Consider the following 17,865-nt stretch of genomic DNA (forward strand, 5'->3'; position numbering starts at 1 on the left):
GGCTCTGCAGCGCACCGCTGAAGAAGCGCTGCGCTGCGTCCGGGGCACGAGAACGAGGCAAGTCATGGACGCCAAAGTGCCCAACGCCAAACACTCTACTCAGGACCGCATCGACGTGCTCGAAGAGCTGCTCAACGAGCGCTACTCGGTCCGCGCCTTCCTGCCCAAGCAGGTCGACCGCGCCACCATCGAGCATGTGCTGACCACCGCGCAGCGCACCGCGTCCTGGTGCAACAGCCAGCCCTGGCAGGTCGTCATCGCCAGCGGCGCGGCCAAGGAGCGCTTTCGCGAGGCGATCTACGCGGAAGCCTCAAAGGGTCTCGGCGACGATTACGACTTCATCCCGCCGCGCGAATATGTCGGCGTCTATCTCGAACGCCGCCGCGAAAGCGGCTTTCAGCTCTACAACACGCTCGGCATCGCCCGCGGCGACAAGATGGCCTACGCCAAGCAGGCGCTGGAGAACTACAATTTCTTCGGCGCGCCGCATGTCGCGATCATCCACACCAACGAGCCGCTCGGCATTTACGGTGCGATCGATTGCGGCGCCTATGTCTCGAACTTCATGCTGGCCGCCCAGGCGCTCGGGCTCGGCACCATTCCGCAGGCCGCGCTGGCGCGGCACTCCGGCCTGATCCGCCGCCACTTCAACCTACCCGACGATCGCCGCATCGTCTGCGGCATCTCGTTCGGCTATGCCGACCATGCGCACAAGGTCAACAGCTACCGCACCTCGCGGGCGAGCGTGGCCGAGACCGTCACTTTCGTGGAGGAGTGATCGGCGCGGGCGGCGTCATTCGCGCACGCATACTAAGGCGGCCGCAGAAGCGGCCGCCTTGCTGTTGTCTCGAACTCGAGAACGCCGGCCGTCAGCCGCCGCTGCCGCCGATCACGGCCCGCACGGTCTCGTCCGGTCCGAAGTCCTCGGCGCCGTCGACGTAGAGCAGCGCGGCGAGCTTCGAGCGGGCCCGGTTGACGCGGCTCTTGATCGTGCCGACGGCGCAGCCGCAGATCGAAGCCGCGTCCTCGTAGGAGAAGCCGGAGGCGCCGACCAGGATCAACGCTTCACGCTGGTCCTGCGGAAGCTTATCCAGCGCCGTGCGGAATTCCTCGAACTCGAGATGCGCGTTCTGCGAGGGCTGCGTCTTCAGCGTCTTGGCGTAATTGCCCTCGGCATCCTCGACCTCGCGCCGCCGCTTGCGATAGTCCGAGCGGAACAGGTTGCGCAGGATCGTGAACAGCCACGCCGGCAGGTTGGAGCCGGGCTGGAACGAGTCGATGTTGGCGAGCGCGCGGAGCAGCGTCTCCTGCACCAGATCGTCGGCGCGGTCGGCATTGCCGCTGAGCGAGATGGCAAAGGCGCGCAGGCTGGGTACGGCCGCCAGGATGTCGTTACGCAGGGAGTCCGTGAGAGGCATTAATCCCTCCCATTGGTGTTGTCGTTAGATCCCCCGTCATTTTCCACTTGGGGTGTGGCTCCCTGGGCATCAAGCTTCTTGATCAGTTCTGCGAACCGATCCGGAACCCCCTGCCGTACCACGTCGTCGTACATGGCGCGCAGCTGATGCCCGATCCGGGATTGAATCTCCGGAGTGAGCCCTCCCTTGCCGGGGGTCGTGCTTCTGGTTGCTTGAGACTTGAGATCTTTCATGACCTGTTCCACGTTTCCCCGAGTTAAGTTACTGTAAAATCGAGAAGTTTTCTCAACCGGGAGCCGTTCCCTGGATAGGCACAATTCCAGGTTCGAGAAAAAGTTCCGCCCTTGGCGGAACTTTTCTTGGGCTGAGGCGTAAACAGCCAGCAGGGGAACCCGGGCCCCCCGCGTTGCCAGGTTGGCCCGAAGATGAATGGAGTGGGGATGTCCCGTTCACAGCTCGTTGCCGAACACTTGCCGTTGTTGCGCCGGTACGCGCGCGCCCTGACGGGCAGCCAGGCATCCGGCGACGCCTATGTCGCAGCCATGTTGGAAGCCATGCTCGGAGATCCCAGCGTGCTCGACGAGAGCCATGGCCCCCGCGTCGGGCTGTTCCGGCTATTCACTCAGATCTGGAATTCGGTCTCCGTCAACGACGATTCCGAGGTGACGACCCTGCCGATGCCGCCGGAGCGACGGCTGTCGAACATCACGCCGCTGCCGCGGCAGGCCTTCCTGCTGCTCTCGCTGGAGGGATTCTCGGAGGAGGAAGTCGCCTTCATCCTCGGCACCGACGTCGCCGAGACGCGGCGGCTGGCGGACACCGCCGGACGCGAGATGGCGGCCGAGATCGCGACCGACGTGCTCATCATCGAGGACGAGACCTTCATCGCCATGGACCTCGAGAGCCTGGTGAAGAATCTCGGCCACAACGTCGTCGGCGTCGCGCGCACCCATGCCGATGCGGTGGCGCTGGCCAAGAACAAGCGGCCCGGCCTCATCCTCGCCGACATCCAGCTTGCCGACGGCTCCTCGGGCCTCGATGCCGTCAACGAATTGCTGCGCACGTTCGAGGTGCCGGTGGTGTTCATCACCGCCTACCCCGAGCGCTTCCTCACCGGTGAGCGTCCCGAGCCGGCGTTCCTGATCTCGAAACCGTTCCAGCCGGCGATGGTGTCGGCGGTGGCGAGCCAGGCCCTGTTCTTCCAGCGCAACTCGCGCAACCGCACGCCGAAGGCGCCCGCGGCGTAAGGCAGCCGACTTTCGCGAACGATCCGAACCGGCGTGCCGTAAGGCACGCCGGTTTTTCGTGCCTGTCGCCCGCCCTTGACGCGCATTAGTGACGCCGCTCATAGCTCATGCATGATCCTCGTCGGAGATGTGCTCATGGACCAGCAACTGCTCGACCGCCTCGCCATCCGCGACCTCGTCGAGAACTGGGCGGTGTGGCGCGATGCCGGCGATTGGGAGCGCTTTGCCACGGTCTGGCACGAGGAGGGCTGGATGTCCGCCACCTGGTTTCAGGGACCGGCGCGGGAGTTCATGCGCGTCAGCCAGGAGGGGTTTGCCAGAGGCGTTCGCATCCTGCATTTCCTCGGCGGCACCAGCATCGATCTTTCCGATGCACGGGCGATCGCCCAGACCAAGATGACGATCTCGCAGCGCGCCCTGGTGCACGACGTGCTCTGCGACGTCGTCTGCACCGGACGCTTCTACGATTTCCTCGAGAAGCGGCAGGGAAGATGGGGCATCGTCCGGCGCCAGCCGATCTACGAGAAGGACCGCATCGACCCGGTCGATCCTGCTGCGACACTCCGGCTCGACCAGGAAGCGCTGGCCGCGCTGCCCGAAGGCTATCGCCATCTCGCCTACATGCAGGAGCTGATCGGCTACAGGGTCAAGCGCGACATGCCGGGCCTGACCGGGCCCGAGGTCGAGAGGCTCTACGGCGAGGGGCGGGAGTGGCTGGCGGGCAAGGCCGCACAGGTCCAGCCCAAGTGAGAAAGAGCAAGTGAGCCGGGAGAGTCTGAAGTCGTTCGTCGGCTAGTCGACGCCGGACTGAAGGCGACCCAGCGATGAGGATGCGAGCTTGCGCGCATTGCGGCGAGCCGTTCGCGTCAGAACACGGCCACCGGAAGTACTGCTCTGAGAAGTGCGTCGGGGTCGTACGGCAACAACAGAGATGGGCTGCGCGCCACGGGCCGCGGGCGTTCACGCCACCCGTTCGATTTTCGAACTGCGTGGTGTGTGACACGCCGTTGCGTGAGGGGCTACGGAAGTTTTGTGGCAATCGGTGCCGGCGCCTCGATTTTAGGCGGCGGCACGCCGATGGAACGCCGCTCGACGCAGAAGGCGAGATTCTCGTGCGGGACCCTAGAAGACTGCCCGCGTCGTCTGAGACTCGCACGAAGCGTGGACAGGTTTGAAGGCGGTCGGGTCTTCTATCAAGCCCGGTGCGTCCGACGTGGCTAAGTCCGCCGCGCGCGGGCCGATAAAATTGTTGTACGTGCACGCGCTTACGCTTAAAGAAACATTAACATGAACTCACTAATATATCCTCTGCGGGGATATACTTGTAGGCAGCTATGGCACACGTCCATCTAGCCGGTTTTCAATGTGAGCGATGCGGCCATCAGTGGTTGCCTCGTGAGAAGGGGCAGCAGCCGCGCGTTTGCCCCAAATGCAAGAGCCCGTATTGGGATCGCCCTCGGCAAAAAGCGACGAGCGACCGTTCCGCACGCAGCGTCGGGGGCAAGGTGAGGAAGGCGAAAGGCAAATGAGTAAATCGCCGAAAGCTGCTGGCTGGGAATCGGAAGACGTAGACACCGATAGCTTGCTTCTCGACCCAGAGAATCCTCGCTTGGCTGATTACGGGTTGACGCCCAAAGCCACTCAGGAAGAAATCATCAAGGTGCTCTGGCAGAATATGGCCGTCGATGAGCTTGCTTTGTCTATTGCCGAAAATGGCTTCTATCGCCATGAGCCGGTCTATGCTGCGAAGGAGCGCGGCAAGAGTTATGTCATCGAAGGGAATCGACGGCTTGCTGCGGTAAAATTGCTCCGGGATTCGAATCTTCGATCCAAGTTGCAGATTTCAAGCCTTCCCAGCATCAGCCCGGCCGCGCGCAGGCAACTCGACACGTTGCCTGTGATCTTTTGTAAGCGTGACGAGGTGTGGGCGTATCTTGGCTTCAAGCACATTAACGGCCCGCAAGCATGGGAATCCTACCCCAAAGCTCATTATGTCGCTTGGGTGCACAATGAAGTAGGTGTCCCGCTAGAGGAAATCGCTAGACGCATCGGCGACAAACATAGCACCGTTGAGCGTCTGTACGACGGATTGATGGTTCTCGATCAAGGCGAGGCGGCCGGCGTTTTTGATCGAGAAGATCGTTACCGAGAGCATTTTTCGTTTTCACATCTCACAACGGGACTTGGGTACACTGGCATTCAAGGATTCCTGGGGTTGCCAAAGGGCGAGAAGACGATCGGCAAGCGACGCCCGGTACCGAAGGATCACGAGAAGCAACTCGGCGAATTTCTGACTTGGCTCTATGGCAGCCGGTCGAAAAGTCTGCCGCCGGTCGTTCAGAGTCAAAATCCTGATCTTCGACGTCTGGATGAGGTTCTAAAGAACAAACAAGCGATCGCGGCGCTCCGAAAGGGGCTAACGCTGAGCGTCTCTCTCGAAATCAGTAAGGGAGACGAACGAGTCTTCAGAGAGTCGATGGTGGAAGCAAAGCAGAACCTTCAAAAAGCAAGGGGCACCGTGCTGACTGGATACGACGGTAATGAGGACTTGTTGCAAACGGCGGAAGATTTGGTGGACCTCTCGCGCGCAATCATCGCTGACATGCAGCAGATGCGTTCTAAGAAGTCAAAGTGATCCTCATAGCTCGACTCTGTCATGCCCATCACCCTGCCTGCCGCCACTGATCCGACAGAAAGTCTCGCTGACTGGATGGAATTGGAGGCTTTGCGGTCGAAAGACAAATCGACCTCGGTTGCAAGTTTGGTCAAGCTGCTCCGTCGGACAGGGAGCACCGACGCGATTGTGAGCGCCGGTGGCGACAGTGGTTCTCAACTCAGCCAATCGATCGCGCAGGATGCGTTTGGCGAGATTGAAAATCGCGCGAAGGCATGCGGTAAGGACCGATATCCGTTCGAAGTAACGATGGGCTCATTGTCCGTTCGTCCGAAGCCGGAGGCGTTCACTTATACGGCCTTGTTGTTAATGTCGATAAACAAGCCAACGACAGGACACGACGGCACTTCAGCCCTTTTTGAAAACATTTGCGCGAGAGCCACGCTCGGATATCTAGGGGGATCAGAAAATGGCGTCGTATCCGTGCGATTTGGCTCCCCGCGGAAATCACCTTTAGGACGTTTGAGCAAGGCAATCGACGACTTGTGCTTGTCTGTCGGTGAAGGGGATGGGTGCCGAAGGCCGGAGCTGGCGCGCCATACTGGTGACGACGGACTAGACATCGTCGCATGGCGAAGCTTCCCAGATGAGAAGCAAGGTAAGTTAATCGCCTTCGGACAGTGTGCCGCTGGCGCGTCTGATTGGCAGAACAAACTCGCCGAGATGGACTCGCGATCGTTCGTCAAAAAATGGATGCGCGCTCCTCTGCTGGTAGACCCGGTGCGCCTTTTCTTCGTTCCGCGCCGCGTATCACCGAGGGATTGGGAATCTGCGGGCATTGATGGCGGAATATTGTTCGATCGATGCAGAATTGCAGCGTGCTATCACCCCGATCCCAAGATTGAAAAACAATGCCGCGACGTGTCGAAGGCAATGTTAAAGGGCTTAAAGTAGATGCGGCACCGGATGCACGCTCTTTGTTCCTACTTCGCGATGTTCCCGGAATCTTTCGCGGAGCATTGGCTATCCAAGCTAACCGAGCCGGGAGACACGGTCCTTGACCCGTTCTGTGGCAGAGGCACGCTTCCGTTCCAAGCATTGCTGATGGATCGCGAAGCCATCGGCTGCGACACTAATCCAGTCGCCTATTGTATTTCCCGCGCGAAGACTAACGCCCCATCAAAGGGGGCTGTGCTATCGCGCATCAATCAACTTGAAGAAAGTTTCAAGACGGACGGCTACGGAGCTGAGCAGCTTTCGGCTCTGCCCATCTTCTTCAAGCATGCGTATCACAGGCAGACGCTGTTACAACTTGTCTATTTGCGCGACAACCTCCGCCACCGTGCCACCATCGTTGACGGCATGATCGCCGCGCTAGTTCTTGGTTCTCTTCACGGCGAGACAGATCGGTCTGAAAATTATTTTAGCAACCAGATGCCGCACACCATCAGCACGAAGCCGGACTATTCAGTCAGATTTTGGAAGGAGCGCCATCAAACGGCCCCGAAGAGGGATGTGTTTGGCATTCTCAGAAGGCAGCTCGACTATCGGTATACGGAAAAGCCCCCGGCCCGCCGCGCGTCAATCTTCAACACTGATATGCGCAACCTTCCTCGTTTGAAGGGTAGATTTCAAAATCCCATTCGATGCGTGGTGACATCGCCACCATATTTCGACGTTACGAACTACGCAGAAGATCAATGGCTCCGGCTCTGGTTTTTGGGCGGCCCGCCGGGGCCGCAAAAGCAACGCTTTTCTCAGGACGATCGGCACGGCGACGTTAATCAGTACTGGACGATGCTTGCCGACATGTGGCGAATGCTCTCGCTTGTCCTCGACAAGAAAGCCGACGTCGTGATTCGGATCGGTGCTACACGGCTCGCACCGGAGCAACTGGTTTCCGGATTGCAGGCGGTGTCTAAGGTGGCGACCCGTCGCGTTCGCTTAGTGGATTCCCACGTCAGCGAGATTGTGAAGCGTCAGACTGAAGCATTTCGGCCCGGCTCTCGCGGGTGCCGAGTGGAAGTTGATTGTCATTTCCGAGTGACGTGAAGAAGCCGGAGGTTGCGCCGAATGGTGATGGGAGCTTCGCAGAGAAACGCTTTGAATAAGACGGCATTGGGTACGGCCAACGCGCTTAAGAACTGGTCGGACATGGTGACTGCCGAGATGAAGAAGCAGGGCGTCTCGCGGTACCCACAGAGCGCGCCGGCCGCAGAGGGCAAGCCAAGATGGCTTTCCGGCAGAAGGACTGATGGCGACGAGCTGGTGTCCTTCCCGCGTCGAAAGATCAGGGAAATGCTCGACGAGATGGCGAGTGCCCGAGAAGAGTTGCTGCGGTTTGAAAAGATCAAGCCTTGAGGGGGTGCAGGGCTCGGAGCGGGCCCGGCCTGCGCGTTCGCGAGTGCGCCCGTTGCCGAGGGCCGGCCCTATCAGCGACCTCTCAGCAGGCTCTGAAACGGCTTCCAAATGAAAGCATGACAAAAAGCATGGCAGGCAACGTTTTCTACGTAACTAATTGATACCATTATAGAAAAAAGTAAGGCGCGACTGGCATCACCACAGTCGCGCCCTACGTCGCCGGCTTATGGGGCAGGGGGGAATAGCCGGCTGCTGAGACGACTCCTGTCCAGGCGAGACGTTCCAAGCCTTGCGAAATAATTTCCGCACGCTGCTGCATTGCCGGACACGGTTAAGTGATCGTGGGGGTCAAGAACCCCCGGTCCACGCCCCGCGTTGTTCCCGCGATCGCCATGGGGCGAGGGACCGGCAGCCATGTCACAGATTCATAAGGTATTTTTAGGCGCAATCGCGATGGCCGCGACGCTCGGCGCGGTGCAATTGGCCTCCGGCCACGATCTGGCCGACCGCTGGCAGGCGGTCGCCGATCTGCCCAGCCACAGCCTGAGCCAGGCCCCAGGTCACAACGTCAATCGCGCCGGCAAGGCCGACCGTCTTGCCGAGCTCAAGCCGGCCGCGGTTCCCACCCGCACCGTCTCGATGCGGCTGAACGACCTCGTCGCCACGTCGGTGCTGCTGCGGGTGCCGGCGGCGATCGAGACCGGTAACGCCAAGCCGCCGGCACTGCTCCAGAACCAGAAGAAGGTGCGCGCCAAGCCGACGATTGCCTGCGAGCCGATGGTCAGCTCGCTGACCGAGGTCGCAAAGCTGCTCCAGCCCGGTCGTTGCGTCACCTGATCCGCCGAGCGATCGGACAGATCGCCCTCCCGCCGGGAGGGCGATTTTTCACGTCCACTTGATCCCCCCTCGCCTCGCGTTATATCCCGGGTTTCTTCCCTTTCGTTTTGACCGGGTAAACGCATGACGACGTCAGACACGGCTGTGCATACGCAGCCCTTCCAGGCCGAGGTTTCCGAGCTTCTGCACCTTATGGTGCACTCCGTCTATTCCGAGACCGACATCTTCCTGCGCGAGCTCGTCTCCAACGCCTCCGACGCCTGCGACAAGCTCCGCTACGAGGCGATTGCCAGCCCGGCATTGCTGGGCGAGGGCGACGCGCTCAAGATCCGCATCACCCCGAACAAGACGGCCAATACGCTCGTGATCGCCGACAACGGTATCGGCATGGAGCGGCAGGAGCTGATCGATCATCTCGGCACCATCGCCCGCTCCGGCACCAAGGCGTTCGTGTCCAAGCTGAAGGAGGCCAAGGACGGTCTCGGCCTGATCGGCCAGTTCGGCGTCGGCTTCTATTCCGCCTTCATGGTCGCCGAGAAGATCGTCGTGATCAGCCGCCGCGCCGGCGAGAGCGATGTCTGGACCTGGACGTCCTCCGGCGGCTCCGGCTTCGAGATCGCCCGCGCCAGCGACGAGGAGGCGGCGCGCGTGACGCGGGGCACCGAGATCGTCCTGCACCTGAGGGACGATGCCAGGAAATATCTCGAGGCCTTCGAGATCGAGCGCATCGTTCATGCCTATTCCGACAACATCCTGTTCCCGATCGAGCTCGTGCCGGAAGAAGGCGAGCCGCGCCAGATCAACTCGGCGAGCGCGCTGTGGCAGCGCTCGAAATCCGAGCTGACGGGCGAGGACTACAAGAAGGCCTATCAGCAGATCGCATCCGCCTTCGACGATCCCGCGATGACGCTGCATTATCGTGCCGAGGGGCGCTATTCCTACGCCGTGCTGCTGTTCGCGCCGTCGGCCAAGCCGTTCGACCTGTTCGAGCCGAACCGCAAGGGCCGCGTGAAGCTTTACGTTCGCCGGGTCTTCATCACCGATGATGCCGATCTGTTGCCGGGCTACCTGCGTTTCATCCGCGGCGTCGTCGACAGCGAGGATCTCCCGCTCAACATCTCCCGCGAGATGCTGCAGAACAATCCGCAGCTGGCGCAGATCCGCAAGGCGGTGGCGACCCGGGTCGTGTCGGAGCTCGAAAGCCTTGCCGACAAGGATCCGGACAATTTTGCCAAGATCTGGGACGGCTTCGGTGCGGTGCTCAAGGAAGGCATCTACGAGGATTTTGAGCGGCGCGAAAAGCTGCTGGCCCTGTCGCGCTTCACCACGACGTCGGGCGAGAAGCGTTCGCTGAAGCAGGTCATCGCCGATTTCAAGCCGAACCAGACCGAGATCTATTATCTCGTCGGCGACAGCATCGAGCGGCTGAAGTCCAATCCGCGGCTCGAGGCGGCAACCGCGCGCGGCATCGAGGTGCTGCTGCTGTCCGATCCCGTCGACGCCTTCTGGACCTCGATGCCCCAGGAGTTCGAGGGCAAGCCGCTGAAGTCGTTGAGCCAGGGCGATCTCAATCTCGACCTGATCCCGCGCGTCGACGAGGCGGACGATGCGAAGAAGGACGAGCCGGCCGCGGATGAGGCCGCCACCGTCGCCGTGATCAAGGCCGCGCTCGGCGAGCGCGTCAGCGACGTCAAGGCCTCGACGCGCCTTACCAGTTCGGCCTCCTGCCTCGTCGCCGACAGCCAGGGCCCGAGCCGCGAGCTCGAGCGCATCCTGTCGCAGCAGAACCGGGGCCTGCGCACCAAGCCGATCCTCGAGATCAATCTGCGTCATCCGCTGGTGACGGCGATCACCAAGGCGCAAGCCGGCTCGAAGACCGTCGACGATCTGAGCCTGCTCCTGCTCGAGCAGGCGCAGATCCTGGACGGCGAGTTGCCGGAAGATCCGGCGGCGTTCGCGACAAGGCTGAACCGGCTGGTGTTGCAGGGGCTGGGCGGCTAGCGCTGCCTGGCAACATCGTTCCGGCTGGGCTTGATCGTCACTCCCTCTCCGCCGCGCATCGCTTCTGGCGTTGTGCGGTCCACTCACCTCGACGTCATCAGGCCTGCGGAACAGTCGCGGACGACGAGATGTTGTGTCATATGAAGCGACGCTACTAATTCGAGGATTTCCCCCATGCGCCTGCCATTCCTCATCCTCACCGCGATCTTCACGTTGCTTGGCGCAGCGGATGCCAGCGCGCAGAGATACGATCCGGCCTATCCCTTCTGCATGCACCGCTATGTCGGCGGCCCCGGTGGCGGAGGCGGTGACTATTTCGACTGCTCGTTTACCTCGATGGAGCAGTGCCGCGCGACGGCGTCGGGCCTTGCCGCGACCTGCGACCCCAATCCCTATTACGCCTACAACGAGCCGCCGCCGCGCCGGCGCCACAAGAGGCCGCAATAGATCGTCAATGTGCCGTGCAGGAGGACCCTGTCGTGCGTCTCTGGTCGTACCCGATTATGGCCATTGCGGCGTTGCTCGTGGCCACCCCCTCGCAGGCGCAGACCTACGATCCGCGCTATCCTGTCTGCATGCACGTCTATGCCGGTCGCGGCGGCCTGAACTGGTATGATTGCTCTTTCACATCGATGCCGCAGTGCCGCGCCACGGCCTCGGGCCGCGCTGCGACCTGCGATCTCAATCCGTATTATCAGCCCAAAACACCTTCGCAGCGCTCGCGTCACAAGCGCAGCGGCTAGCGGCCCCTACGCCCGCCATCTTGCGCCGGCCATCGGCCTGCGCTGACGGCATGCCGCCGAAAGCGTCGGCCTGGTAAAGGATGGCTAGCGTTAATCGCCTCCTAACCGGGTTTACCTTGTCTTTTAACGCCTGGGTCAGGGCGCACGGGCTAGACTGCCGGAAACCGCAGACCGCCCGAAAGAGTGAACAATATGACCACCGGCGTCATCGAGCAGCCGAAAGTCGCGCGCGCACCGTCGGCTTCCAGGATCTGGCTGAAGGCGATCGAGCTCACCGCGCGGATCGAGACGCTGCCGGGACGCCTGTTCGCCGACGTCATCGACGATTGGGCACAGCGCCAGCCCGACCGCGTTGCGCTGCTGACGGACGACGCAAGTCTCCACTATGCCGGCCTGTCGAAACGCATCAATCGTTATGCGCGCTGGACGCGCTCGGTCGGCGTGGCCAAGGGCGATGTCGTCGCCTTGATCATGCCGAACGGCATCGACTATGTCGCAGCGTGGCTCGGTATCAGCAGGGTCGGCGGCGTGGTCGCACTTCTCAACACCAAGTTGGTCGGCCCCTCGCTCGCGCATTGCATCGACGTCGCCAGGCCCTCCCACATCATCGTGGCGCATGAGCTGACGGAGATGCTGGAGGGAGCCGCGCCGCATCTGAAAGGTCAGGCCAAGGTGTGGACGCATGGCGACGCCCGTGGCGACCGCGCCATCGACGTCGCGCTTGCGGCGCTGGACGACGCGCCGCTGTCGCCGGAGGAGCACGGCGAGGTCACCATCGACGACCGCGCGCTGCTGATCTACACCTCGGGCACGACAGGCCTGCCGAAGGCCGCGAGCATCAGCCATCGCCGTATTCTCAATTGGGGTTTCTGGTTCGCCGGCCTCACCGGCGCGAGCCCGCAAGACCGGCTCTATGATTGCCTGCCGCTGTTCCACTCGGTCGGCGGCATCGTCGCGCCGTGCAGCATGCTCGCCGCCGGCGGCTCGGTGGTGATCGCCGAGAAATTCTCGGCTTCGCATTTCTGGTCGGACATCGTCCGCCATGACTGCACGTTGTTTCAATATATCGGCGAGCTCTGCCGTTACCTGCTCAAGGCTCCGCCCTCGGAATATGAGAACCGCCATCGTCTCCGCATGGTTTGCGGCAACGGCCTGCGCGGGGATATCTGGGAGGACTTTCAGGCGCGTTTCGCCATTCCCCGTATCCTCGAATTCTATGCGGCGACGGAGGGAAATTTCTCGCTTTTCAACGTCGAGGGGCAGCCGGGCGCGATCGGCCGCATCCCGCCGCTGCTGGCGCATCGCTTCCCTGCCAATCTCGTCAGGCTCGATCCGGACAACGGCGCGCCGCTGCGCGATGAAAAGGGCTTCTGCATCGCCTGCGCCCGCGGCGAGGCCGGCGAAGCCATCGGCCGCATCGGCACCGCCGACGAGGGCGGGGGGCGCTTCGAGGGCTACACCGACGCCGGCGAAACCGAGAGGAAGATCCTGCGCGATGTGTTTGCCAAAGGCGATGCCTGGTTTCGCACCGGCGATCTGATGCGGATCGACGACAAGGGGTTCTTCCATTTCGTCGATCGGATCGGCGATACGTTTCGCTGGAAGGGCGAGAATGTCGCGACCTCCGAAGTGAACGAGGTGATGCGCGATTTCACCGGCGTGGTCGATGCCACCACCTACGGCGTCAGCATCCCCGGCGCCGATGGCCGCGCCGGCATGAGCGCGATCGTGGTCAACGAGGGCTTTGACATTGCGGCGCTGCCCGCACATCTGTCGCGGCGCCTGCCGGCCTATGCGCGTCCGGTCTTCATCCGCATCTCCCGCGAGATCGATGCGACCGAGACGTTCAAGCAGAAGAAGGGCGATCTGTTGCGGGAAGGCTTCGATCCCGCCGCGATTCCCGACCCGCTGTTCATGGCGGACTCGAAATTCGGAGCCTATGTCTCGCTGGATGCCGAGGCTTATGCGGCAATCCTGGGCGGCTCGATCAGGCTGTGACTCCGCCAAAATCGGCAGATAGGTCCAATTTTATCTGAATTGTCCAAGAAGACATTTACTTCTCTCGGGTAAACAGGCGGCCATGGGGAGGCGGCCAGCACGAGCCGCCGCAACACCAACGATAACAAAGCGAGCCAGCCATGTCGGTAAGGTCAAAGGTCATCGAGGCGATCCGGCAGATCGCCAAGGAGCAGAACGTCACGCTTCCCGAGCTGTCGGACGATCTGTCGCTGCACGAGACGGGCTTCGACTCGCTCGCCTTCGCCATCCTGGTGGCGCGTCTCGAGGACGACACCGGGGTCGACCCCTTCACCATTTCCGAGGACGCAGCATTCCCCGCCACCGTGGGCGATTTCGTGCGGGCCTACGAAAATGTCCCCGCGTGAGATCTTTGCGCTCCGCGACTATCTCAGCGCGGAGTTGAAAGGCCGCACGATCTCCGACGCGCACGATGTCGTGTCGCTGACCGATATCCTGTCGCAGACGGTCCTGGGCGGCCGCCTGCGCGAGTTGTCGGGCCGCTCCGTGCTGCTCAAGCTGGCCGACCAGCTCCGGTCGGGCCTAGCCATGATCGAGCTCGACGGCATCGCGAGCCGCATGTTGCTGTGCCCGCCCGATCTCAACCCGGCGCATCTCGACGCACTGATCGCGGATGCTGGGATCGATGCCGTCGTCACCGACGAACCCGGTCGCTGGGCCGATTCCGGCGTGTCGCTGGTCGTGACCGCGCAATTGCCGCTTCAAGCGGCCGCGCCGGCCAAAACCGAGCGCGCCACGGAATGGCTGATGCTGACCTCGGGCACCTCAGGCGTGCCGAAAATCGTCGGTCACACGCTGGAAGCGCTGACCGGCGCCATCGTCGCCGAAGGTCCCGCGCGCGGACCTGCGCCGGTATGGGCGACGTTCTACGACATCCGCCGCTATGGCGGCCTGCAGATCTTCCTCCGCGCCATCCTGTCCGGCGGCTCGATGGTGCTGTCGGACCCGCATGAAGCGCTGGGTAATCACGTCGCGCGGCTGAAGGCGCGTGGCGTCTCGCACATCTCCGGCACACCGTCGCACTGGCGCAAGCTCCTGATGAGCGGTTCGGCCACGAAATTCGCCCCGGCTTACGTCCGCCTCTCCGGCGAAATCGCCGACCAGGCGGTGCTCGACGGGTTGAAGGCGGCATTCCCCAATTCCTCGGTCGGTCACGCCTATGCCTCGACCGAGGCCGGCGTCGGCTTCGCCGTGAATGACGGGCTGGAAGGCTTTCCGGCCGACTATCTCGGCAATCGCAACGGGGTCGAGATGAAGGTGGTCGACGGTTCGCTGCGGATCCGTTCGACGCGCACCGCGCACGCCTATGTCGGTCGCAGCGCCGCGGCGCTCACCGATGACGACGGCTTCGTCGACAGCGGCGACATCGTCGAACTGCGCGGCGACCGCTATTACTTCGTCGGCCGCCGTGGCGGCATCATCAATATCGGCGGGTTGAAGGTCCACCCCGAGGAGATCGAGGCGGTGATCAACCGTCATCCCGACGTGCGGATGTCGCGGGCGAAATCGCGCAAGAGCCCGATCACCGGCGGCATCGTCGTCGCCGACGTGGTCCTGGCCGACGGCACCGATCAGGCGCGCGCGAAGGAGATCCGCGACCAGATCCTGGCTCAGTGCCGTGCGCAGCTCGCCTCGCACAAGGTGCCGGCGGTGATCCGCTTCGTCGAGGCGCTCGACGTCACCCCGGCCGGCAAATTGGCGCGCACCGATGCATAACGTTCTCGTCACCGGCGGCAGCCGCGGTATTGGTCTGGCGATCGGCAGCCGCCTGGCCGGTGCCGGCTATAACGTGATCGCAGTGGCACGGCGCCAGAGCGAGGAGCTCGAGGGCGCAATCGCAAAATCCGAGGGGCGCCTGCATTTCCGCGCCTGCGACCTTGCCGTGATCGACGCGATCCCGGCCTTCGCAAAGCTCGTGCGCGACGAGTTCGGCCCGGTCTACGGCCTCGTCAACAATGCCGGCCTCGGTACCGAAGGCCTGCTTGCCACCATGCACAATTCCGAGATCGAAGCGCTGGTGCAGCTCAACGTGCTGTCGCCGATCATCCTCACCAAGTATGTGGCGCGGCAGATGATGGCGGACGGCGCCGGCCGCATCATCAACATCTCCTCGATCATCGCGACGACCGGCTATAACGGCCTGTCCGTCTACGGTGCGACCAAGGCGGCTGCTACCGGCTTCACCCGCTCGCTGGCGCGCGAGGTCGGCAAGGTCGGCATCACCGTGAATGCGATCGCGCCGGGCTTCATCGATACCGAGCTCACCCACAATCTCTCCGACGAGGGGCGCAAGCGCATCGCCGGACGCAGCGCGCTGCGCCGGCTGCCGGAGACAGACGATGTCGCGCGCATGGTGGAATATCTGCTGGGGGACGGTGGCCGCAACGTCACCGGCACCGTGTTCACCATCGATGCGGGCAATACGGCATGAGCGGAACTCGGCCGGCATGATTGCGTTGATCGGGCGCAATGACATTCAGCCCGAATTGGTCGTAATATGCCCCGTAATCGATTGGGTTACGTCAATCGATCTGCCCTAATCGACGAGGAGCAGTCCATGGCCATGCCAAACACGGCCGCTTCAATCCGGGGCCGGACGGAGCAAGTCCAGCCGGACGTGGTCCATTGCCCGCCGATGGCGCATCAGAATTCCGGCGATCACGGCTATGAGATGTACCCGCAGCAATTCGTCCGCCTGGTCGGCTGCCATGACGCATCGCTCGACACCTCGCGCAAGCGTCAGGACGAGAAGCTGCACTAGAAAACCACTGCGCACGTCCGGATCATGCTTTGGCCGTCACGTCCCGTGCTTCGGCGAGGCCTTCGGCAGGTCAATTCGTTCATGTGAGAATTCGGGCGGCCCTTCGGTGAGGCGCCGGATGCGGCGCTCGCGCTCGTCCTCCGGCAACGCCGGATCGAGCAGCGTTTCGATCTCGTGGACTGCGATTTCCTCGATCCTGATGGCCTCTGACGTGATCGGGTGCTCCGGTGGGAGCACCGGCGGGGCGATCTTCAGGCCCAGCTCGATAAGCTTGCAGATTGCATCCGAGCGGGTCAGGCGGTGGGCTTCAGCCCAGGCATCGACGGCTTCCGTCAATCTCTCCGGCATCTTGACCGCGCTGATCGGGTCGACGCCGGTGCGCCGGCGGACCGGAGAGGTGGAGTCCCTATTGCCGAAGTCGGACACCTCAATCATCCCATTAAGGCCGTGGAGCTGAACGAGGATAGCCGCACTCCCCGGCGGGTCGTTTGACGCCGATCAATGACCCCCGCGGCATTGCCCAGCGGGCCGGCGTCTTGTTGTTCCGGCCCATTTCAGCCAAATGATCGAAACGGGCCGCCGGCCGGCGAACCCGGATCGATCCTGTCACGTATTTGTTGCGCATTCCAACCATCCGGCATCCCCGATGACCCCAGGCGAAACCTTCTATGGCGGCATTCCGGTCTTCCGCGGTTTCACCAGCCTGATGGACCCTGCGCTCTATGCGCCGCTTCCGGACGATTGGAGCATCGGCGTTGCCGATATCGTCGATTCCACCAAGGCGATCGCGGCGCAGCGCTACAAGGCGGTCAACATGGCCGGCGCGGCCGTGATCGCGGCGGTGACAAACGCCTTGGAAGGACGCGAATTCCCCTTCGTGTTCGGCGGCGACGGCGCGAGCTTTGCAGTTGCGCCCGGCGATCTCGATGCGGCGCGCGAGGCGCTCGCCGCGACCGCCACCTGGGTGCGGGAGGATCTCGACCTGAGGATGCGGGTCGCGCTGGTGCCGGTGAGCGCCATCCGCGCGCAGGGCCTCGACGTGCGTGTCGCGCGCTTCGGTCCGTCGGCGAACCTGTCCTATGCGATGTTCTCCGGCGGCGGCCTCGCCTTTGCCGACGCGGCAATGAAGCGCGGCGAGTTCGCGGTCGCCGAGGCGCCGCCGGGCACGCAGCCTGACCTGTCCGGACTGTCCTGCCGCTTCGAGATGATGCCGGCCTCGCGCGGGCTGATCCTGTCGGTGCTGGTGATGCCGGCGCGCGGCGCCGATCCGCATGCCTTCCGCAAGGTGATCGAGGACGTCATCCACCTCGTCGAGCGCAGCCCGGACGGCGCCCGTCCGGTGCCGCCGCAGGGACCGCCGCTGAAATGGCCGCCGCAGGGGCTGGACTACGAAGCCCGCACCAGGCGCGGCGGCCCGCTGCTTGCGCGCCGAGCCAGCGTGCTGGCCTATACGCTGTTCGCCTATCTGATCATGCGCTTCGACATCAAGGTCGGCGGCTTCGTGCCCGGCCTCTACAAGCGGCAGGTCGTCGAGAACTCGGACTTCAGGAAGTATGACGACGGCCTGCGCATGATTCTCGACTGCACCCCGCAGCTCGAGCGCGCGTTGAGCGATCGCCTCGCGGCCGCCGCGCGCGAGGGAATCGTGCGCTACGGCCTGCATCAGCAGGACGCTGCGATGATGACCTGTTTCGCACCCTCGGCGCTGCGGAGCGACCACGTGCACTTCATCGACGGCGCCCGGGGCGGCTATGCCTCGGCAGCGACGGCGCTGAAGGCGATGGCGGCGTAGCCGATTCCCGTGTCCCGGACGCGTTGCGGCCTGCAGTGACGGTGCGCCGAGCGG

20 protein-coding genes are annotated in these 17,865 nt (G+C 63.0%); 17 read left to right on the top strand and 3 right to left on the bottom strand.

Translation table 11 applies throughout. From position 1 onward, the window contains the following. The first annotated feature begins 64 nt into the window (after positions 1–64). Positions 65–778: a nitroreductase gene (locus K410_RS0106985; protein ID WP_028134179.1), complete on the top strand. Its 714-nt coding sequence runs from the start codon at positions 65–67 to the stop codon at positions 776–778. A 91-nt stretch (positions 779–869) separates the two neighbouring features. Here the strand turns inward: K410_RS0106985 and K410_RS0106990 are convergent, their stop codons facing one another. Next, positions 870–1,418, bottom strand: coding sequence for a sigma-70 family RNA polymerase sigma factor (locus K410_RS0106990; RefSeq protein ID WP_018316216.1), 549 nt, complete (start codon positions 1,416–1,418; stop codon positions 870–872). Beyond that, positions 1,418–1,651 (bottom strand): NepR family anti-sigma factor, encoded by a 234-nt coding sequence (locus K410_RS0106995; protein WP_028134180.1) that lies wholly within the window; start codon positions 1,649–1,651, stop codon positions 1,418–1,420. Before K410_RS0106995 ends, K410_RS0106990 begins: the two co-directional genes overlap by 1 nt. 207 nt (positions 1,652–1,858) lie before the next feature. On the opposite strand from K410_RS0106995, the gene K410_RS0107000 reads away from it, so the two are divergent. The 15 genes from K410_RS0107000 to K410_RS0107070 all read left to right on the top strand — a co-directional run bounded on the left by K410_RS0107000 (position 1,859) and on the right by K410_RS0107070 (position 16,019). Next, complete coding sequence (locus tag K410_RS0107000; protein WP_028134181.1) at positions 1,859–2,665, top strand: response regulator; 807 nt, start codon at positions 1,859–1,861, stop codon at positions 2,663–2,665. Between the two features lie 135 nt (positions 2,666–2,800). Beyond that, the gene (locus K410_RS0107005; RefSeq protein WP_028134182.1) at positions 2,801–3,415 is read left to right on the top strand and encodes a nuclear transport factor 2 family protein; all 615 of its coding nucleotides are present in this window, start codon (positions 2,801–2,803) and stop codon (positions 3,413–3,415) included. A 775-nt stretch (positions 3,416–4,190) separates the two neighbouring features. Beyond that, positions 4,191–5,300 (top strand): ParB N-terminal domain-containing protein, encoded by a 1,110-nt coding sequence (locus K410_RS0107010; RefSeq protein WP_196235995.1) that lies wholly within the window; start codon positions 4,191–4,193, stop codon positions 5,298–5,300. A 21-nt stretch (positions 5,301–5,321) separates the two neighbouring features. Continuing rightward, positions 5,322–6,233: a hypothetical protein gene (locus tag K410_RS39295; protein ID WP_155253267.1), complete on the top strand. Its 912-nt coding sequence runs from the start codon at positions 5,322–5,324 to the stop codon at positions 6,231–6,233. Between the two features lie 39 nt (positions 6,234–6,272). Continuing rightward, on the top strand, positions 6,273–7,331 hold the full coding sequence (locus K410_RS0107020; protein WP_283805931.1) for a DNA methyltransferase: 1,059 nt from the start codon (positions 6,273–6,275) through the stop codon (positions 7,329–7,331). A gap of 21 nt (positions 7,332–7,352) precedes the next feature. Beyond that, positions 7,353–7,640, top strand: a complete 288-nt coding sequence (locus K410_RS0107025; RefSeq protein WP_028134186.1) for a hypothetical protein — start codon at positions 7,353–7,355, stop codon at positions 7,638–7,640. A gap of 414 nt (positions 7,641–8,054) precedes the next feature. After that, positions 8,055–8,477 (top strand): hypothetical protein, encoded by a 423-nt coding sequence (locus tag K410_RS0107030; RefSeq protein ID WP_028134187.1) that lies wholly within the window; start codon positions 8,055–8,057, stop codon positions 8,475–8,477. 123 nt (positions 8,478–8,600) lie between these two features. Next, the gene (gene htpG, locus K410_RS0107035) at positions 8,601–10,478 is read left to right on the top strand and encodes a molecular chaperone HtpG (RefSeq protein ID WP_028134188.1); all 1,878 of its coding nucleotides are present in this window, start codon (positions 8,601–8,603) and stop codon (positions 10,476–10,478) included. Positions 10,479–10,652: 174 nt separating this feature from the next. After that, positions 10,653–10,925 carry a DUF3551 domain-containing protein gene (locus K410_RS0107040; protein ID WP_028134189.1) on the top strand — a complete coding sequence of 91 codons (273 nt, stop codon included), beginning with the start codon at positions 10,653–10,655 and terminating at the stop codon, positions 10,923–10,925. 32 nt (positions 10,926–10,957) lie between these two features. After that, the gene (locus tag K410_RS0107045; RefSeq protein WP_375305900.1) at positions 10,958–11,221 is read left to right on the top strand and encodes a DUF3551 domain-containing protein; all 264 of its coding nucleotides are present in this window, start codon (positions 10,958–10,960) and stop codon (positions 11,219–11,221) included. A gap of 183 nt (positions 11,222–11,404) precedes the next feature. Continuing rightward, on the top strand, positions 11,405–13,219 hold the full coding sequence (locus K410_RS0107050; RefSeq protein WP_028134191.1) for a long-chain-acyl-CoA synthetase: 1,815 nt from the start codon (positions 11,405–11,407) through the stop codon (positions 13,217–13,219). Positions 13,220–13,359: 140 nt separating this feature from the next. Further along, positions 13,360–13,605 carry an acyl carrier protein gene (locus K410_RS0107055; protein WP_028134192.1) on the top strand — a complete coding sequence of 82 codons (246 nt, stop codon included), beginning with the start codon at positions 13,360–13,362 and terminating at the stop codon, positions 13,603–13,605. Beyond that, on the top strand, positions 13,592–14,974 hold the full coding sequence (locus K410_RS0107060; RefSeq protein WP_028134193.1) for a class I adenylate-forming enzyme family protein: 1,383 nt from the start codon (positions 13,592–13,594) through the stop codon (positions 14,972–14,974). Before K410_RS0107055 ends, K410_RS0107060 begins: the two co-directional genes overlap by 14 nt. Then, entirely contained in the window at positions 14,967–15,689 is a 723-nt protein-coding gene (locus tag K410_RS0107065) for an SDR family NAD(P)-dependent oxidoreductase (RefSeq protein ID WP_028134194.1), read from the top strand. The genes K410_RS0107060 and K410_RS0107065 overlap by 8 nt, the downstream gene beginning before the upstream one ends. Before the next feature lie 126 nt (positions 15,690–15,815). Continuing rightward, positions 15,816–16,019, top strand: coding sequence for a hypothetical protein (locus K410_RS0107070; protein ID WP_028134195.1), 204 nt, complete (start codon positions 15,816–15,818; stop codon positions 16,017–16,019). Between the two features lie 36 nt (positions 16,020–16,055). On the opposite strand, the gene K410_RS0107075 is transcribed toward K410_RS0107070, so the two are convergent. Continuing rightward, positions 16,056–16,454, bottom strand: a complete 399-nt coding sequence (locus K410_RS0107075; protein WP_028134196.1) for a hypothetical protein — start codon at positions 16,452–16,454, stop codon at positions 16,056–16,058. A 211-nt stretch (positions 16,455–16,665) separates the two neighbouring features. On the opposite strand from K410_RS0107075, the gene K410_RS0107080 reads away from it, so the two are divergent. Further along, positions 16,666–17,811 (top strand): DUF3095 domain-containing protein, encoded by a 1,146-nt coding sequence (locus K410_RS0107080; RefSeq protein WP_028134197.1) that lies wholly within the window; start codon positions 16,666–16,668, stop codon positions 17,809–17,811. Positions 17,812–17,865: the final 54 nt, after the last annotated feature.

The sequence above is a fragment of the Bradyrhizobium sp. 22 genome (assembly GCF_000482425.1).
Taxonomy (GTDB): domain Bacteria; phylum Pseudomonadota; class Alphaproteobacteria; order Rhizobiales; family Xanthobacteraceae; genus Bradyrhizobium; species Bradyrhizobium japonicum_B.